Source organism: Pseudomonas sp. GW821-FHT01E10, assembly GCF_059422365.1.
In genome coordinates, this window is sequence record NZ_JBWKWT010000010.1 from 195,956 (window position 1) to 220,680 (window position 24,725).

The 24,725-nt window shown below is 59.0% G+C and carries 28 protein-coding genes; 12 read left to right on the top strand and 16 right to left on the bottom strand.

What is annotated here, in order from left to right; genetic code table 11:
* The first annotated feature begins 15 nt into the window (after positions 1-15).
* The 4 genes from AC07V0_RS19005 (at position 16) to AC07V0_RS19020 (ending at position 3,513) form a co-directional block, all read left to right on the top strand.
* Positions 16-732 (top strand): PA5502 family lipoprotein, encoded by a 717-nt coding sequence (locus tag AC07V0_RS19005; protein WP_064615672.1) that lies wholly within the window; start codon positions 16-18, stop codon positions 730-732.
* A gap of 245 nt (positions 733-977) precedes the next feature.
* Positions 978-1,985, top strand: a complete 1,008-nt coding sequence (locus AC07V0_RS19010) for a methionine ABC transporter ATP-binding protein (protein ID WP_007940716.1) — start codon at positions 978-980, stop codon at positions 1,983-1,985.
* On the top strand, positions 1,985-2,659 hold the full coding sequence (locus tag AC07V0_RS19015) for a methionine ABC transporter permease (protein ID WP_018927268.1): 675 nt from the start codon (positions 1,985-1,987) through the stop codon (positions 2,657-2,659). The genes AC07V0_RS19010 and AC07V0_RS19015 overlap by 1 nt, the downstream gene beginning before the upstream one ends.
* A gap of 80 nt (positions 2,660-2,739) precedes the next feature.
* On the top strand, positions 2,740-3,513 hold the full coding sequence (locus AC07V0_RS19020) for a MetQ/NlpA family ABC transporter substrate-binding protein (protein WP_018927267.1): 774 nt from the start codon (positions 2,740-2,742) through the stop codon (positions 3,511-3,513).
* Between the two features lie 142 nt (positions 3,514-3,655).
* Here AC07V0_RS19020 and AC07V0_RS19025 read toward each other — a convergent pair whose 3' ends face one another.
* From AC07V0_RS19025 to AC07V0_RS19045, 5 genes are read right to left on the bottom strand one after another with little or no spacing between them, the layout of a single operon-like run.
* Positions 3,656-4,291, bottom strand: a complete 636-nt coding sequence (locus AC07V0_RS19025; protein ID WP_019651205.1) for an SCO family protein — start codon at positions 4,289-4,291, stop codon at positions 3,656-3,658.
* Complete coding sequence (gene cyoE / locus AC07V0_RS19030; protein ID WP_018927265.1) at positions 4,288-5,187, bottom strand: heme o synthase; 900 nt, start codon at positions 5,185-5,187, stop codon at positions 4,288-4,290. Before cyoE ends, AC07V0_RS19025 begins: the two co-directional genes overlap by 4 nt.
* Positions 5,175-6,254 carry a COX15/CtaA family protein gene (locus AC07V0_RS19035; protein ID WP_495019817.1) on the bottom strand — a complete coding sequence of 360 codons (1,080 nt, stop codon included), beginning with the start codon at positions 6,252-6,254 and terminating at the stop codon, positions 5,175-5,177. Before AC07V0_RS19035 ends, cyoE begins: the two co-directional genes overlap by 13 nt.
* Before the next feature lie 10 nt (positions 6,255-6,264).
* Positions 6,265-6,858, bottom strand: coding sequence for a PA_0111/PP_0108 family redox-active disulfide protein (locus AC07V0_RS19040; RefSeq protein ID WP_026286508.1), 594 nt, complete (start codon positions 6,856-6,858; stop codon positions 6,265-6,267).
* Positions 6,824-7,564 carry an SURF1 family protein gene (locus AC07V0_RS19045; RefSeq protein ID WP_111453136.1) on the bottom strand — a complete coding sequence of 247 codons (741 nt, stop codon included), beginning with the start codon at positions 7,562-7,564 and terminating at the stop codon, positions 6,824-6,826. The genes AC07V0_RS19040 and AC07V0_RS19045 overlap by 35 nt, the downstream gene beginning before the upstream one ends.
* A gap of 70 nt (positions 7,565-7,634) precedes the next feature.
* Between AC07V0_RS19045 and AC07V0_RS19050 the strand changes: the two genes are divergently transcribed.
* Positions 7,635-7,838: a twin transmembrane helix small protein gene (locus AC07V0_RS19050; RefSeq protein ID WP_018927261.1), complete on the top strand. Its 204-nt coding sequence runs from the start codon at positions 7,635-7,637 to the stop codon at positions 7,836-7,838.
* 15 nt (positions 7,839-7,853) lie between these two features.
* Here AC07V0_RS19050 and AC07V0_RS19055 read toward each other — a convergent pair whose 3' ends face one another.
* The 4 genes from AC07V0_RS19055 to coxB form a co-directional block, all read right to left on the bottom strand.
* Entirely contained in the window at positions 7,854-8,741 is an 888-nt protein-coding gene (locus tag AC07V0_RS19055) for a cytochrome c oxidase subunit 3 (protein ID WP_018927260.1), read from the bottom strand.
* Between the two features lie 33 nt (positions 8,742-8,774).
* Positions 8,775-9,332, bottom strand: a complete 558-nt coding sequence (locus AC07V0_RS19060) for a cytochrome c oxidase assembly protein (RefSeq protein ID WP_018927259.1) — start codon at positions 9,330-9,332, stop codon at positions 8,775-8,777.
* Between the two features lie 117 nt (positions 9,333-9,449).
* Entirely contained in the window at positions 9,450-11,042 is a 1,593-nt protein-coding gene (gene ctaD, locus AC07V0_RS19065; RefSeq protein WP_064615680.1) for a cytochrome c oxidase subunit I, read from the bottom strand.
* Positions 11,043-11,124: 82 nt separating this feature from the next.
* Entirely contained in the window at positions 11,125-12,252 is a 1,128-nt protein-coding gene (coxB, locus tag AC07V0_RS19070; RefSeq protein ID WP_019580289.1) for a cytochrome c oxidase subunit II, read from the bottom strand.
* 372 nt (positions 12,253-12,624) lie between these two features.
* On the opposite strand from coxB, the gene AC07V0_RS19075 reads away from it, so the two are divergent.
* Entirely contained in the window at positions 12,625-13,275 is a 651-nt protein-coding gene (locus tag AC07V0_RS19075; protein WP_018927256.1) for a hypothetical protein, read from the top strand.
* Positions 13,276-13,385: 110 nt separating this feature from the next.
* Here the strand turns inward: AC07V0_RS19075 and AC07V0_RS19080 are convergent, their stop codons facing one another.
* The 3 genes from AC07V0_RS19080 to AC07V0_RS19090 form a co-directional block, all read right to left on the bottom strand.
* A complete protein-coding gene (locus AC07V0_RS19080) occupies positions 13,386-14,915 on the bottom strand; it encodes a SulP family inorganic anion transporter (protein ID WP_018927255.1) in 1,530 nt (509 codons plus the stop codon).
* A gap of 130 nt (positions 14,916-15,045) precedes the next feature.
* Positions 15,046-15,777, bottom strand: coding sequence for a carbonic anhydrase (locus AC07V0_RS19085; protein WP_018927254.1), 732 nt, complete (start codon positions 15,775-15,777; stop codon positions 15,046-15,048).
* Between the two features lie 243 nt (positions 15,778-16,020).
* Entirely contained in the window at positions 16,021-17,079 is a 1,059-nt protein-coding gene (locus AC07V0_RS19090) for a PA0069 family radical SAM protein (protein ID WP_019651195.1), read from the bottom strand.
* A gap of 242 nt (positions 17,080-17,321) precedes the next feature.
* Here AC07V0_RS19090 and AC07V0_RS19095 point away from each other — a divergent pair, with 242 nt between their 5' ends.
* Both AC07V0_RS19095 and AC07V0_RS19100 read left to right on the top strand, forming a co-directional pair.
* On the top strand, positions 17,322-17,627 hold the full coding sequence (locus AC07V0_RS19095) for a hypothetical protein (RefSeq protein WP_064615689.1): 306 nt from the start codon (positions 17,322-17,324) through the stop codon (positions 17,625-17,627).
* Between the two features lie 255 nt (positions 17,628-17,882).
* Entirely contained in the window at positions 17,883-18,530 is a 648-nt protein-coding gene (locus AC07V0_RS19100) for a dual specificity protein phosphatase family protein (protein ID WP_026286506.1), read from the top strand.
* A gap of 46 nt (positions 18,531-18,576) precedes the next feature.
* Here the strand turns inward: AC07V0_RS19100 and AC07V0_RS19105 are convergent, their stop codons facing one another.
* Together AC07V0_RS19105 and prlC are read right to left on the bottom strand one after the other, a co-directional pair.
* Positions 18,577-18,864: a YheV family putative zinc ribbon protein gene (locus AC07V0_RS19105; protein ID WP_064615693.1), complete on the bottom strand. Its 288-nt coding sequence runs from the start codon at positions 18,862-18,864 to the stop codon at positions 18,577-18,579.
* Positions 18,861-20,912 (bottom strand): oligopeptidase A, encoded by a 2,052-nt coding sequence (gene prlC / locus AC07V0_RS19110; RefSeq protein ID WP_495019818.1) that lies wholly within the window; start codon positions 20,910-20,912, stop codon positions 18,861-18,863. The genes AC07V0_RS19105 and prlC overlap by 4 nt, the downstream gene beginning before the upstream one ends.
* A gap of 101 nt (positions 20,913-21,013) precedes the next feature.
* Here prlC and AC07V0_RS19115 point away from each other — a divergent pair, with 101 nt between their 5' ends.
* Together AC07V0_RS19115 and AC07V0_RS19120 are read left to right on the top strand one after the other, a co-directional pair.
* On the top strand, positions 21,014-21,559 hold the full coding sequence (locus AC07V0_RS19115; RefSeq protein ID WP_007940736.1) for a gamma carbonic anhydrase family protein: 546 nt from the start codon (positions 21,014-21,016) through the stop codon (positions 21,557-21,559).
* A gap of 45 nt (positions 21,560-21,604) precedes the next feature.
* Positions 21,605-22,255, top strand: a complete 651-nt coding sequence (locus AC07V0_RS19120; RefSeq protein ID WP_495019819.1) for an HAD family hydrolase — start codon at positions 21,605-21,607, stop codon at positions 22,253-22,255.
* A gap of 92 nt (positions 22,256-22,347) precedes the next feature.
* Here the strand turns inward: AC07V0_RS19120 and AC07V0_RS19125 are convergent, their stop codons facing one another.
* Entirely contained in the window at positions 22,348-23,439 is a 1,092-nt protein-coding gene (locus tag AC07V0_RS19125) for an aminopeptidase (RefSeq protein WP_026286505.1), read from the bottom strand.
* Between the two features lie 59 nt (positions 23,440-23,498).
* On the opposite strand from AC07V0_RS19125, the gene AC07V0_RS19130 reads away from it, so the two are divergent.
* Both AC07V0_RS19130 and AC07V0_RS19135 read left to right on the top strand, forming a co-directional pair.
* Positions 23,499-23,915: a PA0061/PA0062 family lipoprotein gene (locus AC07V0_RS19130; protein WP_018927245.1), complete on the top strand. Its 417-nt coding sequence runs from the start codon at positions 23,499-23,501 to the stop codon at positions 23,913-23,915.
* Positions 23,916-23,955: 40 nt separating this feature from the next.
* Positions 23,956-24,375, top strand: a complete 420-nt coding sequence (locus AC07V0_RS19135) for a PA0061/PA0062 family lipoprotein (protein WP_064615701.1) — start codon at positions 23,956-23,958, stop codon at positions 24,373-24,375.
* 6 nt (positions 24,376-24,381) lie between these two features.
* Here the strand turns inward: AC07V0_RS19135 and AC07V0_RS19140 are convergent, their stop codons facing one another.
* Positions 24,382-24,615 carry a DUF1161 domain-containing protein gene (locus AC07V0_RS19140; RefSeq protein WP_018927243.1) on the bottom strand — a complete coding sequence of 78 codons (234 nt, stop codon included), beginning with the start codon at positions 24,613-24,615 and terminating at the stop codon, positions 24,382-24,384.
* Positions 24,616-24,725 lie beyond the last annotated feature (110 nt).

The window sequence follows — 24,725 nt, forward strand, 5'->3', positions numbered from 1 at the left end:
TAGAGAGTCGCAGGAATGAAGCCGTTCGCCTCCCGTTATCTGCTCCTTGTCGCATTTTCGCTGCTACTGGGTGCTTGCCAAAGCACGCCGCCGGCGGCCACCGAGGCCCCCGATGCGCGGGCCACGGCTATTGCACAACTGGAACAAAGCCTGGCCAGCAGCGAGCTGGCCACCGCCGAGGATCAATTGGCGGCCTTGCAGGCCGAGTCGCCCAACGATCAATCCCTTGAGCAATACCAGCGGCAATTGGCCGAAGCCTATTTGCTGCGCAGCCAGATCGTGTTGCAAAAAGGTGATGTGAATGCCGCGGCCACTGCCCTCAGCCGTGCCCGGGTATTGATGCCCAAGGCCCCGGCGCTGACCGGTGGCGTTAACAATGCCATCGTTCATGCACGCAAGGCTGAACTGGATAAAGCCGAAGCGGCCCTCAAGGCTGCCGAAGCCAGACCGCAGGCCAAAGTGATCGACCCGACGGCTGAAAGCACGACGGTGGCATTGAACCTCAACGATATGAGCAAACTTCGTCGTCAACTGGATGCTATCGCCGCCGATGTGGTGAATTATCAGTGCGACGTGAGCATTCAGGTTCCCCGTACTCAGGACTACCCATGGTTGGCCACGTTGCTGACCAAACGGGTGAAGAAGCTGGATTCGGGGTTTGATCTGAAGCTGGAGAAACAGATTCTGCGCAATATTCCGGCGCAGATGGTTTTGAGTCCTCGCAAGCCATAAAGAAAAGATCGCAGACTGCCAGCAGCTCCGGACCGTGTAGGAGTTACCGCAGGCTGCGATCTTTTGCTTTTCTAGATGCATCAGGCCGCAATTGCCTCGGTCCCAGGTTCCTACCTTTGATCGCCTTATTGCCAAATCGCTGGTTGAAGGCGAAATAAATGCTAAGAACCTCTATACGGACAGGCTAAAATGCGCGCCCGGCTAACCGCTGATCCTTTTCTAACGCGCCCCACAAGGTTCGCTACGTGATCGAGTTTCAAAACGTCCACAAAACTTACCGCGTCGCCGGTAAGGATATTCCCGCCCTGCATCCGACCAGTCTGACGATTGAGAACGGTCAGGTCTTTGGCCTGATCGGCCATTCCGGTGCGGGAAAAAGTACCCTGCTGCGCCTGATCAACCGCCTGGAAAACTCCAGTGGCGGCAAGATCATCGTCGATGGTGAAGAAGTCACAGCGCTGGATGCCAACGGCCTGCGACGTTTCCGTCAGCAGGTCGGGATGATTTTCCAGCACTTCAACTTGCTGGCGTCCAAGACCGTGGCCGATAACGTTGCGCTACCGCTGACCCTCGCCGGTGAGCTGTCGCGTAGCGAAATCGACCAGCGTGTGGCGCAGTTGCTGGCGCGGGTTGGCCTGGCCGACCATGCGAAAAAATACCCGGCGCAACTGTCCGGTGGTCAGAAGCAGCGTGTCGGCATAGCCCGCGCCCTGGCAACCAAGCCGAAAATTTTGCTGTGCGACGAAGCCACCAGTGCCCTCGACCCGCAGACCACGGCGTCGGTTTTGCAATTGCTGGCCGAGATCAATCGCGAGCTGAAGCTGACCATTGTTCTGATCACCCACGAGATGGATGTGATTCGTCGAGTCTGCGATCAGGTGGCGGTGATGGATGCCGGTGTGATCGTCGAGCAAGGTTCGGTGGCCGAAGTGTTTCTGCACCCCAAGCACCCGACCACCAAGCGCTTCGTCCAGGAAGACGAGCAGATCGACGAGAACGAACAGCGCGACGACTTCGCTCATGTGCCGGGCCGCATCGTGCGTCTGACCTTCCAGGGCGAAGCGACCTACGCACCATTGCTGGGTACCGTCGCCCGGGAAACGGGCGTGGACTACAGCATCCTGGCCGGTCGTATCGATCGCATCAAAGAGGTTCCCTACGGCCAATTGACCCTGGCCGTCACCGGTGGCGACATGGAAGCGGCGTTTGCTCACTTCACCGCAGCTGATGTCCATATGGAGGTGCTGCGCTGATGGAAGTCCTGATGAGCTTCTTTTCCAATATCGACTGGTACGAAATCTGGCTGGCCACCGGCGACACCCTGCTGATGCTTGGCGGTTCGCTGTTGTTCACCGTGCTGCTGGGGTTGCCGTTGGGCGTGCTGTTGTTCTTGTGCAGCCCGCGCCAGTTGCTGGAAGCCAAAGGCGTCTACGCGATGCTATCGCTGGTGGTGAACATTCTGCGTTCGCTGCCGTTCATCATTCTGCTGATCGTGATGATTCCGTTCACCGTATTGATTACCGGCACCTCCCTCGGTGTCGCCGGTGCGATCCCACCGCTGGTGGTGGGCGCCACGCCGTTCTTCGCGCGACTGGTGGAAACCGCCCTGCGTGAAGTGGATCGCGGCATCATCGAAGCGACCCAGGCCATGGGCGCGACGACCCGTCAGATCATCACCAACGCCTTGCTGCCGGAAGCCCGCCCGGGCATCTTCGCAGCGATTACGGTGACAGCGATTACACTGGTGTCCTACACAGCAATGGCCGGTGTGGTCGGCGCTGGCGGCTTGGGCGACCTGGCGATCCGTTTCGGTTACCAGCGTTTCCAGACCGACGTGATGGTGGTCACCGTGGTCTTGCTGCTGGTGCTGGTTCAAGTGCTGCAAACCGTCGGCGACAAGCTGGTGGTTCATTTCTCCCGCAAATAAACAGTTTTCGTCACTTAAGACATGAGCCGGCCATTCGCTGGCAGGCGCCGAAGACTGGCGCCTCACAAGGAGTTAGCTGAATGAAAAAACTACTCGTCGCATTCGCTGCCATTGCAGCCTTTTCCGCCCACGCTGCCGACACCTTGACCGTTGCGGCCACCCCGGTGCCCCACGCGGAAATCCTCGAGTTCGTTAAACCAGCCCTGGCCAAAGAAGGCGTGGACCTGAAAGTCAAAGTCTTCACCGACTACATCCAGCCAAACGTACAGGTGGCCGAGAAGCGTCTGGACGCCAACTTCTTCCAGCACCAACCGTACCTGGATGAATTCAACAAGGCCAAGGGCACTAACCTCGTCAGCGTTGCCGGTGTGCACCTGGAGCCGCTGGGCGCTTACTCCAGCAAGTACAAGAAACTGGAAGAGCTGCCGGGCGGCGCCAACGTGGTGATCCCGAACGACGCCACCAACGGCGGCCGTGCGCTGTTGCTGCTGGAGAAGGCTGGCCTGATCAAGTTGAAGGATTCGAAAAATATCCTGTCGACCGTGAAGGACATCACCGAGAACACCAAGGATCTGAAATTCCGTGAACTGGAAGCCGCGACCATCCCCCGCGTGCTGACTCAGGTCGACCTGGCGCTGATCAACACCAACTACGCGCTGGAAGCCAAGCTCGATCCGTCCAAGGACGCGCTGGTCATCGAAGGCAGCGACTCGCCGTACGTGAACATCCTCGTTGCCCGTCCGGACGACAAGGACAGCGCGGCAATGCAGAAACTGGTTGCTGCCCTGCACAGCCCGGAAGTGAAAGCCTTCATTCTCGAGAAGTACAAAGGCGCGGTATTGCCGGCGTTCTGATCGGCTGACGTAAACGAAAAAGGGGCGCATTGAATTGAATGCGCCCCTTTTTTTGTCGTTCTGTAGGAGCCAGGCTTGCCGGCGAAGGCGCCCGTGAGATCGCCTTCGCCGGCAAGCCTGGCTCCTACAAAGAGTGTGGTGCTTATTGACGGTTGAGCATCACCGGCAACTGCGCCACCAGTTTCTGGTTATTCAGCGGTGCACGAATGAACCCGCGTTGAGTCCCGTCCGGTCCGATCACCGCCAGGTTGCCGCTGTGGTCGACGGTGTAGTTCGGCTTGCTGGTGTCCGCCGGAATGAACGGAATGCTCACCGCGTTGGCCATTTTCTGAAGGTCTTCGACCGAGGCTGCGGTCAGCCCGATGAATTGCGGATCGAAGTAGCCCAGGTACTGCTTGAGTTGCTTGGGCGTATCGCGGTTCGGGTCGACGCTGACCAGGATGACCTGCAACTTGTTCACCGCATCCGCCGGCAGTTCACTCTTGATCTGCCGCAGCTGGGCGAGGGTGGTCGGGCAGATGTCCGGGCAGAAGGTGTAGCCGAAGAACAGCAAACTCCACTTGCCTTTCAGTTCGTTGATCGCCACTGGCTTGCCGTCCTGATCGGTCATCTTCACGTCCGGCAGATTGCGGCTTTGGGGCAGCAGGATGATCCCTGCATCGATCAGCGCCGTCGGGTCGCCCTGGTTTTTCCCGGTCAGTACTTTATTGACGGTCAGGCCCAGGATCAGCGCAATCAGGGCAACGAGGATGAAGACGGTTTTCTGGGTTCGGGTCATAGGATCAGCAGTAAGTAGTGGTCTACGAGCAGCGCGATAAACAGCAGGAACAAGTAGTAGATAGAGTACTTGAACGTGTTGATCGCCGCGTGCGGTCGAGTGCCACGGTACAGCACCACGGCCCATTGCAGAAACCTTGCGCCCAGTAAGAGGGCACACATCAGGTAGAGCACGCCGCTCATGTGGATCACGTAGGGCATCAGGCTGACGGCCAGCAACGCAAAGGTATAGAGCAGGATGTGGACTTTGGTGTAGTGCTCGCCATGGGTCACCGGCAGCATCGGAATGTCAGCCTTGGCGTATTCTTCCTTGCGGTGAATCGCCAGCGCCCAGAAGTGCGGCGGGGTCCAGGCGAAGATGATCAGCACCAGCAACAATGGTTCGGCGCCGACATGACCGGTGGCGGCGGTCCAGCCGAGCAGTGGCGGGGCAGCTCCGGCGAGGCCGCCGATGACGATGTTCTGCGGCGTCGCGCGTTTCAGGAAACCGGTGTAGACCACGGCATAACCGAGCAAGGAGGCGAGGGTCAGCCACGCCGTCAACGGGTTGGTGAAAGTCAGTAGCAAGGCCTGGCCGAGCATCGCCAGTATCAGGGCGAAGGTCAGCGCGGCGGCTGGAGATACCCGGCCTTCGGCCAGGGGCCGTTTGTGGGTCCGGGCCATGACCGCGTCGATACGCCGGTCCACCACATGATTGACCGCCGCGGCACCGCCGGCACACAGGGCGATCCCCAGATTGCCGAACACCAGCACCGTCCATGGCACCCCGGCGCGGGTCGCGAGGAACATGCCGACCAGCGAGGTGATGAGCATTAGCACCACCACTTTCGGCTTGGTCAGTTCCAGGTAGTCTCGCCAGATGGCCTGACTGTGACGTTCGCCGATCAGAGTCGCCATGGCATCTCTCCTTTTATTGTTATGGGCCCGGCCGAGTGCTTACGCAGGCGTAGACGCCAGCGCCGAGGGGGCTGATGCTTGACCCGAACCAGGCTGGTTCGCGCGTGATAATTGACCAGCACCATCGTCAGCAACAGCGCCGCACCGCCGGCGTTGTGGGCGACGGCCACCGGCAGCGGCAAGTGGAACACCACGTTGCTGATGCCCAGGGTGATTTGTGCGGCAAGGGCGATCAGCACCATGACGGCCAGGCGCGTCATGCCGACGACCTTCAGTTGCCAGGCCAGACCGAGCAGAACAAAGGTGACCAGTAATGCGCCGATGCGGTGAGTCAGGTGAATCGCGGTGCGGGCATCGCTGTCCAGCTGCCCGCCCAGATAATTCGGGCCGATGTGCTGGGTCAGGTGAAAACCGTTGGCGAAATCAGCCGGCGGCAGCCATTGGCCGTGGCAGGTTGGAAAGTCGATGCAGGCTACCGCCGCATAGTTGGAGCTGACCCAGCCACCGAGAGCAATTTGCAGGATCACCAACAGCAAGCCGGCGGTTGCCCAGTATTGCAAACGTCGAGGCACGGTCAGCGCCGGCAATACGCCGGACAGGCGTAAGGTCAGCAGAAACAACAGGCTCAAGGTCGCAAAACCACCGAGCAAATGTCCGGTGACCACTTGCGGCCAAAGCTTGAGCGTCACCGTCCACATGCCGAAAGCCGCTTGGCCAATGACCAACGCCAGCAAGAGCAGCGGCAACTTCACCGGCTGCCCCGGATGATGACGATGGACCCAGGCGCGGCCCGCCAGCACCGCGATCAGCAGCCCCAGCGTGCCGGCGAAGTAGCGATGGACCATTTCGTTCCAGCCCTTGTGGGCTTCCACCGGGGTGTCTGGAAAATGCAGTTCGGCATGAGCCAGCTGGGCTTCGCTTTGCGGCACGCTGATAAAACCGTAGCAGCCGGGCCAGTCCGGGCAGCCGAGGCCGGCGTGGGTCAGGCGTGTGTAAGCGCCGAGCAACACCACAATCAGTGCCAGCAAGGTGGCAAACAGCGCGAGGCGAAATCCAGGTTTGGCCATGACGATGCCCTTATCCGATGTTCGACAGTTTCAGCAGGTGGCGCAGGTCGTTGAGCAGATCCTTGCCCTTCACCGTCGGGTCGTAACGCAGCACCAGATTGCCGTGAGGGTCGATGATCCACAGGTGCGGCGTGTCATTGCTCTGTGCGCCTTTGATGTAGGACGGCAGGTCCAATGAATAGCGTTGCAACTGTGGGTACTCGCGTTGAAGTTTAGTCTCGTAATCGCTGTTCAGCGGCTGCGCGATGGCCAGCGCATGGCTGGCACGGGCAGCATCGCGACCGAGGCCGATCTGGATCTGCCGCGCCAGATAAACCAGCTGTTGGCAGTCCACCGAGCAGTCCTTGGGCGCCGTCACCAGCAACTGCCAGCGTTCTTCTTGCGCTTGTACGCCAATGTCGGCGCGAGTCTGGCCGTTGCCGATCAGCTCACCGTGATAACTGCGGCCTTCGGGTACCCAGAACTGCAATTTGTACATGCCGGTGGCGAGGATCATCGGACCGATCACCCCCAATAGGATCAGCAGCAACTGCAAGCGTCCGCGCCGCCGATTCACCGGTGTTTTCGCCTCAGACATGCCGGGTGGATTCATGGCCACTCCCATTATTGTTCTCCTTTGCGTTGTGCCATCCGAGATAGAGATAAAGGCCGAACAGCGCGATCGCCAGGGCGAACCACTGCACGGCGTAAGCCAGGTGCTTTTCCGGCCCCATGGCCACCACCGGCCAATCGGCGCGGTAGGTCGCAGGGCCACTTTGCGCGCGTAATTCGTAGGCGAAACCGTCACGTTCAAGCGCCGTCCACAACCTGGCCGGTTCAACGGCGGTGATCAGTTGTGGCCAGGTCGTGGTGTTGGGGTCGGCGTGCAACTGGAACGTTGCGCCGGGGGAGACGTAGACCCAGGCGTCGAGGCTCAACACCTGAGTCGGTGTGGTGAATGACGGCGGGGTACGCCGATCCGGCCACGGCAGCCAGCCGCGATTGACCAGCAACCAGAGCCCGGTGGCCTGATCCTGAAATGGTTGCAACAGCTCGACCCCGACCTTGCCGTCGCGCTGCCGGTTATCCAGCAGCAGGCTGTGTTCGGCATCGAACTGGCCGTGCAGGCGAACCCGGCGAAAGGCCGGATCTTCGGTGTGTTGCAGTTCGGTGCTGGCCATCGGTTCGGCCGCCCGGCGCTCGGCGTAATTTTGCAGCAGCGCGCTTTTCTCCGCGCCCCGGCTCAACTGCCAGAAGCCGAGTGACACCAGCAAGGGCAGCAGCACCGCGACCACCAGAGTCGGCACGAGGCCCAGCCGGAAGCGCTTCATGGCGTCGCCAGAAAGTCGGTCATCGCGATAGCTATACTCACATGCATCGCCTGTCCCCCGGAGTGTCACCATGCTCAAAGCAGCCATCGTCCTGATGCTGATTGCCACGGTTGTCAGCCTGTTCAGCGGCCTGTTTTTTCTGGTCAAGGACGACAGCAGCTCGAATCGCCTGGTCATCGCCTTGAGTATTCGTGTTGCGCTGGCCGCCATTACTGTCGGCTTGATCGCCTGGGGTTTTTTCAGCGGCCAGTTGGTGTCTCACGTGCCTTGGTAGTCATGAGTACCAGGCTCAAAGTACGTAGACGAAAACGAACAACCCGATCCACACCACATCCACAAAGTGCCAATACCAGGTCGCCGCCTCGAAGCCGAAATGGTGGTCTGCATTGAAGTGCCCGCGCATGATGCGCATCAGCATCACGAACAGAATGATGGTGCCGATGGTCACGTGGGCACCGTGGAAACCGGTGAGCATGAAGAACGTTGCGCCGTAGATGCCGGAACCGAGGGTCAAGCCCAGCTCGTGGTAGGCGTGCAGGTATTCTTTGGCTTGAAAGCCCAGGAAGCCGCAACCGAGCAACACGGTCAGCGCCAGCCAGATTTTCAGCGCCCCGCGATGGCCTTTCTTCAAGGCGTGGTGAGCGATGGTCACGGTGACGCTGGAACTCACCAGCAGCACGGTGTTGAGCAGAGGCAGGCCCCAGGGGCTGATGACTTCCTTGGGGGGAGGAAAGAGTTTCGAGTCCGGGTTGTTCAGCAGCGGCCAGGTGAACTCGAACGTCGGCCACAGCATGTGGGCGATGCCTTTGGTGCCTTCACCACCCAGTGCCGGGCCCGCGATGTTGCGCACATAAAACAGCGCACCGAAAAAGGCCAGGAAGAACATCACCTCCGAGAAAATGAACCAGCTCATGCCCCAGCGGAACGAGCGGTCGAGTTGCGGGCTGTACAACCCCGCGCGACTTTCCTTGACCACCGTCCCGAACCAGCCGAACAGCATGTAGGCCAGCAGCAGTCCGCCGACGAAAAAGATCAGCGGGCCATGGGATTCCGGCCGCGCAGCCTTCAGGTCGTTGAACCAGGTGCCCAGGCCGAACACCGTGACCAGCATGCCGATCGTGGCGATGATCGGCCATTTGCTCTGGGCTGGAACGTAATAATGTTCATGAGTTGCCATTTATTGTTCTCCTTATCGGGCACGCTTTAACGCCTAGCCACCCGTGCTTGCTGCAACAGCTACGGGCGGATGACGTGCGGTGATATCGAACAGCGTGTAGGACAGCGTCAGGTGCTTCACATCCTTGGGCATGTCGCGGTCAACGATGAACCGTACTGGCATCTCGATGCGTTGACCGGGCTGCAGCACTTGCTGGGTAAAGCAGAAACATTCGGTCTTGTGGAAGTACGCCGCGGCTGCACTCGGCGCGATACTCGGCACCGCCTGGGCGCTCATCGGCCGGTCGGTGGGGTTGTGGGCGATAAAAATCATCTCGTTCACCGCCCCGGGGTGCGCGGTCAGCTCATCCGTCTTGGGATAGAAATCCCAGGGCATGTCAGCAGCGTTGGTCGACAGAAACTGCACGCGAACCTGCCGCGAGGCGTCGACCGTTTGCTCGCCTTCATACTGCCCGGCGGTTTTGCCATTGATGCCGAATGCCTTGCACATCACGTCGTAGATCGGCACCAGGGCAAAGCCGAAGACAAACATCGCCGCCACCACCAGTAACAGGCGGGTGACCAGTTTCTTCATCGAGATCGAGTCAGCCATTATTTCCAGCCTCTACGCCATATCCTGTAGGAGCTGGCTTGCCAGCGAAGGCGGAGTGTCTGACACACCGCGCTGCGTTCATCGCCAGCAAGCCGGCTCCTACAGGACCGAGGCGTTTCATTTCACTTCCGGCGGTGTGGTGAAGGTGTGATACGGCGCGGGCGATGGAATGCTCCATTCCAGGCCTTCGGCACCATCCCACGGCTTGGCCGGTGCCGGCTCGCCGCCGCGAATGGTCTTGATCACGATGAACAGGAAGAAGATCTGCGTGGCACCAAACATGAACGCGCCGATCGACGACACCATGTTGAAGTCGGCGAATTGCAGGTTGTAGTCCGGAATCCGCCGCGGCATGCCCGCCAGGCCCACGAAGTGCATCGGGAAGAACGCCATGTTCATGCCGATGAAAGACAGCCAGAAGTGCAGCTTGCCGAGGGTTTCGTCGTACATGTGGCCGGTCCATTTCGGCAGCCAGAAGTAAGCCGAGGCGAAGATCCCGAAGATCGCCCCCGGCACCAGCACGTAATGGAAGTGCGCGACCACGAAGTAGGTGTCCTGGTACTGGAAGTCTGCCGGGGCGATGGCCAGCATCAGCCCGGAGAATCCGCCAATGGAGAACAGGATCACGAACGCCACGGCGAACAGCATCGGCGTCTCGAAGGTCAGCGAGCCTTGCCACATGGTGCTGGCCCAGTTGAACACCTTCACGCCGGTCGGCACTGCGATCAGCAGCGTGGCGTACATGAAGAACAACTCGCCCACCAGCGGAATGCCGACCACGAACATGTGGTGCGCCCAGACGATGAATGACAGGAACGCAATACTGGCCGTGGCATAGACCATCGAGGTGTAGCCAAACAGCGGCTTGCGCGAGAACGCCGGAATGATCGAGCTGACGGCACCGAAGGCCGGCAGGATCATGATGTACACCTCGGGGTGACCGAAGAACCAGAACACGTGCTGGAACAGCACCGGATCACCGCCACCGGCGGCACTGAAGAAACTGGTGCCGAAGTGGATGTCCATCAGCATCATGGTCACGCAGCCGGCCAGCACCGGCATCACCGCGATCAGCAGGAACGCGGTGATCAGCCAGGTCCAGACGAACAGCGGCATTTTCATCAACGTCATGCCGGGGGCGCGCAGGTTGAGGATGGTCGCGATCACGTTGATTGCGCCCATGATCGAACTGATCCCCATCAAGTGGATGGCGAAGATGAAGAACGTCACGCTTTCCGGCGCGTAGGTGGTCGACAGCGGTGCGTAGAAGGTCCAGCCGAAGTTCGGCCCGCCACCGGGGGTGAACAGGGTCGATACCAGCAGAATGAACGCGGCCGGCAACAGCCAGAAGCTGAAGTTGTTCATTCGCGGCAGGGCCATGTCCGGCGCGCCGATCATCAACGGGATCATCCAGTTGGCGAGGCCGACGAAGGCCGGCATCACCGCGCCGAAGACCATCACCAGACCGTGCATGGTGGTCATCTGGTTGAAGAACGCCGGTTCGACGATTTGCAGTCCCGGCTGGAACAGCTCGGCACGGATCACCATGGCGAACGAGCCGCCCAGCAGGAACATAGTGAATGCAAACCACAGGTACAGCGTGCCGATATCCTTGTGGTTGGTGGTCAACACCCAGCGCATCAGGCCTTTGGCGGGGCCGTGGGCGTGGGCGGTATCGGTATGAACATGGTCATCGACTACAACAGTCATGTCCTGTCTCCTGCAAACGGCTGGGCTGGGCGAACCGGGACGTCATGCCCCGACCGATTCCTTGAGTACGCAATAGACCGGGTCATTTGCTTTCCGCCTGTTTCAGCTCCAGCACTTCTTTAGGGGTGACCATGTCGCCTTTGTTGTTGCCCCAGGCGTTACGTTCGTAGGTCACGACCGCCGCGATATCGACTTCCGAGAGCTGCTTGCCAAACGCCGCCATCGCGGTGCCGGGCTTGCCATGGAAAACCAGGCTCAGGTGAGCCTCTTTCGGCCCGGTGGCGATTTTCGAGCCCTTGAGTGCCGGGAACATCGGCGGCAGGCCCTGGCCTTCGGCCTGGTGACAGGCCACGCAAGTGGTGTGATAAATCTTGTCGCCGCGCTCCTTGAGCTCGTCGAGGGTCCATTCCTTGCTGGTCAGCTCTTTGAGTTGCGCGGCTTCCGCCTTGCGCTCGCCCAGCCATTTTTCGTAGTCGGCCTTTTCCTTGACCTCGACCACGATCGGCATGAAGCCGTGGTCCTTGCCGCACAGCTCGGCGCACTGGCCACGGTAGATGCCGGGCTTGTCGACACGGGTCCAGGATTCATTGACGAAGCCCGGAATCGCATCGCGCTTGACTGCGAAGGCCGGCACCCACCAAGAGTGGATGACGTCGGCGGAGGTCACCAGAAAACGCACCTTGGCACCGATCGGCAGCACCAGTGGCTTGTCGACCTCCAGCAGGTAATGCTCGCCCTTGGCTTCCTTGTTGTGGATCTGATCGGCGGGGGTAGTCAGGTTGCTGAAAAATTCGACGTCCTGACCCAGGTATTTGTAATGCCACTTCCACTGATAGCCGGTGACCTGGATATCGATATCCGGCTCCGTGTTGTCGTACATCTTGATCAGTGTGGCGGTTGCGGGGACCGCCATGGCTACCAGGATAAGCAGGGGGACGATGGTCCAGAGGATTTCAACGGTGGTGCTTTCATGAAATTTTGCGGCCACCTGCCCGGTCGAGCGGCGGTGGATCATCATCGACCAGAACATGGCGCCGAAGACGATGATGCCGATCACCACACAAATCCAGAAAATGGTCATGTGCAGATCGAATACTGCGTGACTGATCTCAGTCGCTCCAGGCGCCATATTGACAGTCCAGGCCGCTTGCGCCTGACTGAAAATCGACCACAACAGGAGGCCCATCCAGACATGTGGATGTCGCATCATTGCGGGTTCCCCTTATCGTTCTTGTTATCCCGTAGGCGTAACGCCTGCGGCAAGGGAGCGGCATTTTCAGACCACGAACTTGAATCGCCGAGCCTTGCTGCGTATGCAGTCGGGTGTCATCAGCTAACTCCATTCAGAACCGAGTATAGACAGCGACTGCCACCTCGCAACGCGATGGGGTAAATCAGCTGAAACAGGTTGGACTTGCGTTCCAGGTCACGAATGGAGAAGGATGCAGACGAGTGGTGGCAAATCGATATAACTTCGATGTCTCAAGGATGAAATAATTATGACAAATGCGTCTTAGCCTTTTTCCTGAGCCAGCTAAGTTATGTCTTCCCTATTTCATTGCCTTTGTTTCCTGGAGTTTTCATGAACACCGCCGCATTGCGCGAGCAGATCCAACAAGCCCAACAACACGAGGCCGAGACCGGCCTGCTGACTCGTCAGCTGGAAACCCAACTGCCGCACCTTCACTCCGCCATCCAATTGCCGGATGTCGACGCTAACGGCGTGATGACGCGTTTTGTGGCCGCGTATATAGAACAAGTGCCAGACCTGCTGGATGCAGCCAATGAAGTCGCCAGGGAAGCGGGCATCGAATCGCAGATCAAGCCGGTGCTGACAATCGCCGAGCAGTTCTTCCTCCAACCGCCGGCGATCATGGCCGGTCACGTTGGCCTGGACAGCCTGCTGGACGAAGCTTATCTGGCGCACCGCCTGGTCGAAGAGGTCAACGACCTGTACATCAAGCATTTTGGCCAGCCATTGATCCCCTTGGACATGACTGTCGCCAACCTGATTGCCCACCAATTGATTGGCGAGGAATTTGCCAACCAACTGGATGAGGCGGTGCATCACGCCGTGGACGAGATGCTTGACGATGAAAGTTTCGCGCTGGAGTCGGTGGAGGCCTACCGCGAGAAACTCAACAGCCCGGACACCGGCGCCGCGTGGAAGCGCTGGCCGTGCCTGTCGCGCCAATTGGGCGTGGAGCTGGAGCTGGATCAACCAGCCGCGTAAGTCTATGCAACCCTGTAGGAGCGAGGCTTGCCCGCGACGGCGTCCCCAAGTACGCCAAAAGCTTCGCGGGCAAGTCGGATCGCCGCACCGCTCGCTCCTACAGGGGGGCTTCAACCGGCCGTTGAGCCTACCCCGGTGGTGGTCCGCAACCGTCCTTCCAATCTGCGCTTCAACCCCCGCGCTTCAATCACCAACTTCGAACCCTTGGCCGCATTGGCCCGGCCCCACTCCTCCAGCAACTCAAGGCACGAGTGATCGATGTAGCTCAGGTTATTGAGCGGCACATGCACCGTCGCGCCAGCGGGAATGCTCCCCAGCACCTGGGTCAACGCCGGCACCTTGAGGAAAGTCGCCGCCCCCACCAGACGCAGTTCCATCTCGCCGTCCGCCGGTAGATCGATCAGGCTGATTTTCAGGCGCGAAGCCTTCCAGGCCAGTTTGGCCAGCGTCAGGCCAAAGCCGATCAGCACGCCCGTCAGCAGGTCGGTGAAGATGATTGCCAGTGCAGTCGCCGCATAGGTAAACATCGGCATCCGGCCATAACGGCCCAGGCCGCGAAAGGCTTTGAGGTCCACCAGTTTGAAACCGGTGTAAACCAGGACGCCCGCCAGGCTCGCCACCGGAATGCTTTGCAGCACGCTCGATAGCAGCAACACGAAAGCCAGCAACCACAGGCCATGGAACACCGTCGACAGGCGGGTGGTGGCGCCGGCTTGAACGTTGGCCGAGCTGCGCACGATCACCCCGGTCATCGGCAGCGCGCCGAGCAGGCCACACAACATGTTGCCCACACCTTGTGCCGACAATTCGCGGTCGAAGTCCGAGCGTTGACCACTGTGCATGCGATCCACGGCGGCGGCCGAGAGCAGGGTTTCGGCGCTGGCGATAAAGGCCACGGCGAAGGCGGCGATCAGCAGGGTTGGGTCAGCCAGGTTGAGCAGATCCGCCGGGCGTAGCCAATCGATGGCCTCCGCCAGGTTAGCCGGGACCTCCACACGTTTGACCTGCAAGGCGAGCGCCAGGCTGGCGATCGTTGCCAGACCGACCCCGAGCAATGCGCCGGGAACGAAACGCAGGGAATGCGGGCGGAATTTTTCCCACAGCCACATCACGGCAATGGTCGACAGCCCGAGCAAACCCGCTTGCCAGCCAAACGAAGGCAAAGCCTGAATCACTGCAGTAGGAAAGGCCGCCAGGTTATCCAGCCCTGAGGGCTTGGGCACGGCATCGAGCATTACGTGCACCTGCGACAGCACGATCAACACGCCGATGCCGGCGAGCATGCCGTACACCACAGCCGGCGCCGTGACCCGAAACCAGCAACCCAGTTTCAAACGCCCGGCTACCAATTGCAGAAAACCCGCCAGTAGCAGGATCGGCCCGAGCATGGCGATACCATGCTGGCGCACCAGTTCGAACACCAATACCGCCAGGCCTGCCGCCGGACCGCTGACTTGCAGCGGTGAACCGGCAAGCCAGCCAACTACCAGCCCACCGATGATGCCGGTGATCAGGCCTTTGGCTGGTGGCAGCCCCGAGGCGATGGCGATGCCCATGCACAAAGGCAGGGCAACCAGAAACACAACCACCGAAGCCAGCAGCTCCCGTGGCAGAACAGCTTTTAATTGAGCGGCACGCATGGTGACTCTCCCGAAGTTTTCTTCAGGCATGGCAAAGCCGGGCTGCCTGATCAGCAGCCTCGGCTAAACCACACAGGGATCTGTTGACCTGTCTCGCAAACGTTGTTGTGAGACAGGCTACGAAGAGGATTTAGAAGCGCGCTTTGGGCGTCGCCACCGGAATCGGATGGCTGCCATCGAGCGGCAGGAAACAACCCTGATCCGCGTCGTAAGCCTGGATTTCGCTGGTTTCGATGTTGTACACCCAACCATGGATAAACAGCTGACCGTTGGCCATGCGCGAGGCCACCGACGGGTGCGTGCGCAAATGTTGCAACTGAGCGATCACATTCTCTTCGGTAAGGATGTGCATGCTCTCGCTTTCATTCGAGCAATGGCAGTTGTCCTGAACCATGGTTTTCGCCACTTCCGCATGGCGCAGCCAGGCTTTGACCGTCGGCATCTTTTCCAGGCTCTGCGGGTTGAGTACTGCGCGCATGGCGCCACAGTCGGAGTGGCCGCAGATGATGATGTGCTGCACGCCGAGCGCCAGCACTGCGTATTCGATGGCTGTGGAAACACCACCGTTCATTTGCCCATAAGGCGGCACGACGTTGCCGACGTTACGGGTGACGAACAGGTCGCCGGGGGCGCTTTGGGTGATCAGCTCGGGAACAATGCGCGAATCGGCGCACGCGATGAACATCGCCCGAGGCCGCTGGGCCGTGGCGAGTTTTTTGAAGAGTTCTTCCTGCTGCGGAAAGATCTCGTGATGAAAATGCAAAAAGCCGTCAACGATATGCTGCAGCGCTGCATCGGCGGTTTCCGCCTCGGGTTGGGCTGAAGCCGACGCAGCCAAAGGCTGTTTATCCTTGTCACTCATGATTCATCCTCTTTGGCGGAGTCAGGGAATTTTCCCGTTTTGTCCGATGTGAAGCCAGTGGCTGTATAAAAAACATCCAGGTCGAAAAGCAGACCCATCAGTCACTCGATGAACAAGGTAGCGGCCGAAGCTTAACTCAAACTGAATCAAGCGCTCTAGAACGTACGTTCCAGGTCATAAGAAATATGACCAGCTTGAACGCGACGTACTTTTTTCACTACTCCACCATAGGTCCGATTGTCCTTAAATCAATGACATCTGGCGACCCGGCGGACAAAAGGCTTTGCAGTCCAGATCGAAACCTTCCCGACGGTTGAGCCCCAGGCGCTTGATGGTTTTGGCAAAACGCTGCGCCAGCAGATCGGCAAACGGTCCTTCACCGCGCATACGGGCACCAAACCGACTGTCGTAAAGCTCCCCACCACGGCTCTGGCGGATCAGGCTCAACACATGAGCTGCACGTTGAGGATAGTGGGCGGCCAGCCACTCTTCGAACAGCGGCGCCACTTCCAGCGGCAGGCGCAACATCATGTAAGCCGCAGTTTGCGCTCCGGCCGCATGGGCTTCAGTCAGCAGGCTTTCGAGTTCGCTGTCGTTGATCATCGGAATCATCGGTGAACACAAGACACCCACCGGAATCCCCGCTTCACGCATTACCCGGATCGCCCGCAGTCGTGCCTTGGGCGCAGCCGTACGGGGTTCGAGGATGCGTTTGAGCTCATCGTCCAGAGTGGTGAGGCTGATCATTACCGCCACCAGTCGTTGTTCGGCGAGTTCGGCCAGCAGGTCCAGATCGCGCAGAATCAGCGAGCCCTTGGTGATGATGGTCACCGGATGGCGATAGCGCAGCAGCACCTCGAGGGTCCTGCGGGTGATTTTGTATTCACGCTCGATCGGCTGATAAGGATCGGTGTTGGAGCCCAGGTTGATCGGCGCGCATTGATAGCCGCGTTTGGACAGTTGTTCTTCCAGCACATCGGCGGCGTTGGTCTTGGCGATCAGTCTGGTTTCGAAATCCAGACCCGGCGACATGTCCCAATAAGCGTGGCTGGGCCGAGCATAGCAATAGATACAGCCATGCTCGCAGCCACGATAGGGATTGATCGAGCGGTCGAAGGGCAAGTCCGGCGAGTTGTTGCGGGTAATGATGGTCTTCGCCGTCTCGATGCGCACCTCGGTGCCTTGGGTGATTGGTGCTTCCTGATACCAGCCGTCATCCTCGGCCACCGAACGGTTCGGTGCGAAACGGTTGTGAGGGTTGGTGGCGGTGCCGCGACCGCGGGGTGGCAGAGGCGTGTTCATCGATAAAAACCCATTGGCTGTATGTGCATACAGTATCAAGGGGGAAAGCGACAAACCAGTGCCGTTCGGCGAGTGAACATCGGAGATTATATAAAGGAACTAACAAGACAAGTTTATGGATCAAGCGCATCGCGCAACCGTCATCACCGGAAATATATATAAAGTAGCGCAATTACAAAGGCTATCAGTACTATCCTCGCCACACGAAGTTGTCGTGGATTATTAATTAAAAGGATTTAATCATGTCGTTTTTTAATCAGCGTGGTATTTTTTTACAACTGTTGGCGCCGAGCATAACCAATCCTCGTGAAGCACAAGTATCGATGCAGCTTGCCCGTAAAGAGCCGGGATGGGATGCGGTAAATGAAGTGCAGACAGAGGCACTGGTCGATTCCGTCTATGTGACAGCGGTTTCCAGCGATGGTGGTCAATCCTTCACGATCAAAACCATTAACAGCGATGTGGACGGTGATGGCGATATCGATGGTGATGACAAAGCAAAACTGCTGGCCTTGGCCAAGGCTTATTCCAGTATCGTAAATCCCTGAAGTTGATAGTTGTTGCCAGGTCTGCATGAGACTCCATGCAGGCCTGGTTTTATCGGTGTCTATTAACTCAAGGTCTTGCCGGATAGTGTCTCTCAATCAACTAGCGATGTCGGACAGTCTGACTGATCTGAATGACCACCAGCCTCGGGCATTTGCTGTTCTATTCACGATTCTTTGACAGTGCCCTCACAGGTCTTTGACTGTCCCGAGTTCAGGCTATCGATCACTTATCCACCACTTCACGGTCGCCTGAGCATGTCCCTACTGCGCCTTCTACCTGCGACGCTTCTTTTGTCGCTGGCCGCACTTTTCAACCTGACGCTGGCCCACGCTGACGACGCTGCTCTATCCCGGCCTGCGGACTGGGCTCAATCGGTGGAGGTTCAGTACAACCTCTATCAGATGTCCCCGACCCTCTATCGCAGTGCGTTGCCGGACAAGGGGGCGGTGCCGTTGCTGGAAAAACTCAAGGTCGCCACCGTCATCAACTTCCTGCCTGAACCGGACTCGAGCTGGTTGTCAAAACCCGGAATCACCCAGATACAACTGCCCTACCGCACCAATCATGTGGATGACAGTGATGTGCTCAAGGCCCTTCGCACGATTCAGAGCGCGGAGGCCAAAGGGCCTGTGCTCATGCACTGCAAACACGGCTCGGATCGCACCGGCCTGATGGCGGCGATGTACCGTGTGGTGGTGCAGGGCTGGAGTAAGGAAGATGCGCTGAGTGAAATGACTCAGGGCGGTTTTGGCGATAGCACCCACTTCAAGGACGGCATTCGCTACATGATGCAGGCCGATGTCGACAAACTTCGTACGGCGCTGGCCAATGGTGATTGCAGCACAAGTCCGTTTGCCATGTGTTCGATGAAGAGTTGGTTCAACTCGGCCCATGTCGAGTAAGTAACACCTTCCACTGCGTTGCGCAGTGGAAGGTGTTTTTCGATACTCAGTGTTGCTCGTCAGGCTTTTTCTTCAGCTTCGGGTTCGGGAAAAACTGCACGGCCTGAACCTTGGCGTCCGGCACCTTGGGTGCCGAGGTGTTAACCCGGGTGCCCAATTCCTTGGGCACCGACAGGCCTTGTTCATTCAGCGTATCGGAATAACCGCAGGCCACACACTCACGATGTGGAACGGTATCTTCGTTCCACATCATCAACTTGTCGGGCTCGCTGCAGGCCGGGCAGACCGCCCCGGCGATAAAGCGTTTTTTGGTAATCACAGGTCCCTCACTCATGCTGCCGCGTCCTCGGTCAGGCCGCTGTGGCGCAAGAGTGCGTCAATCGATGGCGCACGGCCACGGAAGTCGACGAACAGCACCATCGGTTCCTGGGAACCACCTCGTGCCAGGATCGCTTCGCGGAATGCACGACCGGTCTGGGCATTGAGCACGCCGTCTTCTTCGAATTTCGAGAAGGCATCGGCCGACAATACTTCAGCCCACTTGTAGCTGTAGTAACCCGCCGCGTAGCCACCGGCGAAGATGTGGGCGAAGCTGTTGGGGAAACGGTTGTAGGCCGGTGGACGCATGACCGAAACCTCATCACGTACCCCTTCGAGCACTTGCAACACGCTGCGGCCGTCGCCGTGAGTGGCGTGCAGCTCGAAGTCGAACAGCGAGAACTCCAGTTGGCGGACCATCATCAGTCCGGACTGGAAGTTCTTCGCCGCGAGCATTTTCTCCAGCAGATCCTGAGGCAACGGTTCGCCGGTTTCGTAATGTCCGGAAATCAGTGCCAGACCTTCCGGCTCCCAGCACCAGTTTTCCATGAACTGGCTTGGCAGCTCGACCGCATCCCAGGCCACGCCGTTGATGCCGGACACGCCAGCGTGCTCGACGCGGGTCAGCAGGTGATGCAGGCCGTGACCGAATTCATGGAACAGGGTGGTCACTTCGTCGTGGGTCAGCAGGGCTGGTTTACCGCTGTCGGCCGGGGTGAAGTTGCACATCAGGTTCGCTACCGGGCTTTGCAGCACACCATTGATTGTGCGGCGGTGATCGCGGGCGCCGTCCATCCAGGCACCGCCACGCTTGTTGGCGCGGGCATAGAGGTCGAAGAAGAAGCGGCCGACGTGCTGGCCGTTTTCCTTGATTTCGAACAGGCGAACGTCCGGGTGCCAGGTATCGTAGCCTTTCAGCTCGGCGATCTCGATGCCGTACAGCCGCTGGACGATGGCGAACAGCCCACCCAGAACCTTGTCGATCGGGAAGTACGCGCGAAGGGTTTCCTGGGCAACGCTGTAGCGCTGCTCGCGAAGTTTTTCACCGTAGAAACCGCTGTCCCAGCTTTGCAGGTCCGGGCAACCCTGTTCGGCGGCGTAGGCCTTGAGCTGCTCCAGATCCCGGACGGCGAACGGCTTGCTGCGCTTGGCCAGGTCGCGCAGGAAGCTGAGTACCTGATCGCTGGATTCGGCCATTTTGGTCGCCAGGCTCAGCTCCGAGAAGCTGGTGAAACCCAACAGTTTTGCCAGTTCCTGACGCAGGTCGAGGATTTCTTCCATGACCGGGCCGTTATCGTTCTGACCGGCATTCGGACCTTGGTCCGACGCACGGGTGCAGTAGGCGGCGTAGACTTCTTCGCGCAGGGCGCGGTCCTGGGCGTAGGTCATCACCGCGTAGTAACTCGGGAATTCCAGGGTGATCAGCCAGCCGTCGAGGTCTTTGGCTTGCGCGGCGGCGGCCATCTGCGCCTTGGCCGAATCGGTCAGGCCAGCGAGGGCGGCTTCGTCAGTGATGTGCTTGGTCCAGGCCTGAGTGGCGTCGAGCAACTGGTTGGAGAAGCGACTGCCCAGCTCCGACAGTTTGCTCTGCACGTCGGCATAACGCTTTTGTTCGGCTTCAGGCAGGTCGATACCCGACAGGCGGAAGTCACGCAGGGCGTGCTCCAGGATGGTTTTCTGCGCCACGTCGAAACCGGCGGCCTCAGGACTGTTCGCCAGCGCTTCATAGGCCTGAAACAGTTCACGGTTCTGGCCCAGCTCGGTGGCGTAGGCGCTCAGGGCCGGCAGGCAGGACTCGTAAGCCTCGCGCAACTCAGCGCTGTTGCACACGGCATTGAGGTGGCTGACCGGGCTCCAGGCGGCGCCCAGACGATCGTTGAGTTCGTCCATCGCCAGCACCAGGCCGGCCCAGGTCGGTTGTTTGGCCTGGGTCTTGAGGATTTCGACAATGGCGGCGCGGTTGTCAGCCAGGATTTTTTCAATGGCCGGTTGCACGTGTTCGGCACGGATCGCCGAGAACGGCGGCAGGTCGTAGGACTGCAGAAGAGGGTTGTTCACGCTCACGGTTGGCACCTTGGCTGGAAAACATGCGGGAAGAAACATGCGCCCATCTTAATTACAATCGACGTTCACCGCAGCTATCGGCAACAGAGAGAAACCCTATCGTGACCCTTCGCAAGTATCAGAACTACACGCCGCTGCTGGGCAAAGGCGCTTTTGTCGACGGCTCGGCAGTGGTGATCGGCGACGTCGAAATCGGCGAAGACAGCTCCGTCTGGCCGCTGACGGTGATCCGCGGCGACATGCATCGCATCCGGATCGGTGCGCGCACCAGCGTGCAGGACGGCTGCGTGTTGCACATCACCCATGCAGGGCCATTCAACCCCGATGGCTTTCCGTTACTGATCGGCGACGATGTGACCATCGCGCATAAAGTCATGCTTCATGGTTGCGCCGTGGGCAACCGGATTCTGATCGGCATGGGCAGCATCGTCATGGACGGTGCGGTGGTCGAGGACGATGTGATCATCGGCGCCGGTAGCCTGGTGCCACCGGGTAAGCGCCTGGAAAGCGGTTTCCTTTATGTCGGGAGCCCGGTGAAGCAGATCCGGCCGCTGACGGACAAGGAAAAAGCCTTTTTCACCTACAGTGCAGCGAATTACGTGAAGCTCAAGGACCTGCATCTGGCCGAAGGCTACGACCAGCTCTAAGCCGCTTGATAACGGAAAGCGTCTCGCTATTGCTCAGGAATTTCCATGCATTACCAAACCGTACTGTTCGACCTCGATGGCACGCTGACCGACCCGCGCGAAGGCATCACCCGCTCCATCCAGTTCGCCCTGAGCAAACTGGGTATCGATGAACCGGACCTGACCAGGCTCGAACATTTCATTGGCCCGCCATTGTTGCAGGCGTTCATGCAGTTCTATGACTTCGACGAACCCAAGGCCTGGAAGGCAGTGAACTTCTATCGTGAACGCTTCAAGGTCACCGGCCTGTATGAAAACCGCGTGTTCGACGGTGTCACGCCTCTACTGGAAACCCTCGGTGGCCAAGGGCGGCAGCTGTACATCGCGACCTCCAAGCCATGGGTTTTCGCCCGGGAAATTGCCCGGCACTTCGACTTCGCCAAGCATTTCAAGATGATTTATGGCAGTGAGCTGGATGGCACGCGGACCAACAAGGTCGAGCTGATTGCACACTTGATGGCCGAAGAGGGTCTCGACCCGGCCAATACGCTGATGGTCGGCGACCGTAAGCACGACCTGATCGGTGCTCGCAGCAATGGGCTGGACGCGGCAGCGGTGGGTTATGGGTTTGGCAGCCGGGAAGAATTGAGCGCCGAAGCACCGGCGTATCACTTCGAGACGCTGGATGAGTTGCATCAGGCGTTTTTGCAGCGCTGATCAGTATGCCTTCGCGGGCAAGCCTCGCTCCTACGAGTTTGTAGTCTGGCCTCGCCCCTGTAGGAGCGAGGCTTGCCCGCGAAGGGGCCCGTTCAGCCACCGGAATTCGCTGATCCTGCCAACGCCCTCAACGCCGCCTTGCGCTCCCCAACCGGCAACGTGCCTACCTTCTCCACTGCCGCATAAAACCTCACCCAATCACCATCGACCTGCCTGAACAGTGCGGTAAACGCTGGCACCCACTGGTCATACAAACCAAACGGCAATAATCGGGCGTTGTTCATCGGGGCGTTGATCCATGCATCGTAGCGATTGTTGCCAGCCCATTGGCTGTCACGCAGGGTCCTGTACTCACGGCGCAGTTGTTCGAACTCGGCCGCTTTTCGCTCACGCATTTGGTCGGCCGGCAGCGGTAGGGCGTAAAGCCGTTCAAGCCGGGTGCGGGTGTCCAGAATCAATTGGATGAACTGGTCGCGTTGGCGTACCAACGCTCCATTGTCCGGCGGCATGTCTCGGAATGCGCGCCATTGGCGAGTGCCTTCCTGTTCGACGAACGTGGCGAAGGACTCGTTGAACTCGGTGTCGTCTTTCACATAAAAACGTTGGTGCGCGAGTTCGTGGAATATCAGCGTGGCCAACCGCTCGTCGCCCCACGCCATCATCGAGCTAATAATCGGATCGTTGAACCAACCGAGCGTCGAATAGGCCTCGACGCCGCCGATCGACACGTCCATACCTTGCAGGCGTTGCAAGGCGGCCTCACCGCGAGCAGCGCTCTGACTGTAAAAACCGCGATAAGCGACGCAGCCGGCGACGGGGAAGCAATGGTTCTGCGGCTTCAGCGAAAACTCCGGCGTGGCGAAGACATTCCAGACTACAAACGGTCGGCCGATGTCGGCGTACAAGCGGTAGCTCTGGTTGTCCGGCAGATGCAGGTGTTGGCTGGCGAACGTTCGGGCCTTTTGTGACTGGGCCAGGTGCGCACGCAATTGCCGATCGCGGTCGGGGTCGGCAATCACATTGGCAATCGGCTCCCGGGCCCGCAGCAAGTGCAGCTGACCACTGGCCAATTGGCCGTAATAGCTGACGCTCGCGCAGCCATTGAGCGACAAAAGAAAAACACCCGGAAACAAAATGCGTAAAACGCGATCAAGTAACCCAAGGCTTGGACGCGGCCTGATCAAAATAAAAAAATCCCTGGAAAGTCTGCCCGCAAGACTATCCCGCCTATTGGAGCTCCGCTATGCGCAAATTGATGCTGACGGGAGGCCTGCTGATGCTGGCCGGCTGTGCCGGATTGCCCACCCCTGATCCTTCGCAGGCCTGGATCGATCTTGATCCATTACAACAAGACGCCGCGCTGCAAGCGCTGAAAGTCGATGACAAGGCGTCCATCGACAAGCGCTACTTCCAGGTGCAGCCCGGCAGCCATGAGCTGAAGGTTCGCTATTTGTTCGCGGTCCAGCCGACCAACATTGGCCCCGATGCCGAGCCGTTGTGGCGCGACTGCCAGTTGAATGTGAAATTCAAGGACTTCAACGCCGGGCAGCGGTATCAGCTGCAAGCGGGGAATATCGGCTTTCGGCCGTGGGCAAAGCTTTATGATCAGCAGCGAAAAGTGATTGGGCAGGGTAAGCCAGCGGGCTGCCAACGCACCTGATCGGCGCTATGCTGAATGATCAGTCCTTGGGATATTCATCATGCGCAGGTTGTTGCTGTTGCTCGCTGCAGGTGCCTTTGTCGGCTGCACGAGTCCGTTGCCGGCGGTCAATCCGCAGATGGCCTGGGTCGACTTCGCTACGCCAGTTCCCGGCGGGAAACTGCTGATGGCCGATCGTCTGGACAACCAGCGGTTGAGCGATGGCCGTTACTTTCAGGTCACCCCGGGTAGTCATGAGCTCAGGGTACGTTTTGACTTTGAAGTGTTTGGCGGAGGACCGGGGTTGCTGAACACTCCTCTGGAGCGAATATGCTACCTGACCATCAATTACGACCATTTCGAGGCCGGCCAGCGTTATCTGTTGGAGGCTCGCTCCATAGCGTTCAGCCCCAGCGCCCGGCTGTATAACGCCAAGCGGGAGATTGTCGCCGAAGATCGCGAGAGCTACTGCCTCATGTGAGGCGAATCAACGGTCATTTTTTTGGTAGATGATTTTCTTCGTGCCGCCGTCGCACGTGCCGACCACCATATTCTGATCGTGCACTTCGTCGTTGGTGACGATTTCCAGGGTGTAGGACGAGACGTTATTGGCCTGGATCTTGGCTTCGATCTCAGCCTTGAGTTCCTCACACGATTTGGTTACCGCGAGAGCCGATGTGGCCAGCGTGCAACAGATAACCGCCAAGGCAAAACGTTTCATGGTTGAAGCTCCCTTGAGGCAGCGCGCATGGTGATGCGCTAAAGCTGCTGTCATTTATTCGACCACAATTACGCCAGCCATGTTTTGTTCCAACGCAAAAAAAGATCGCA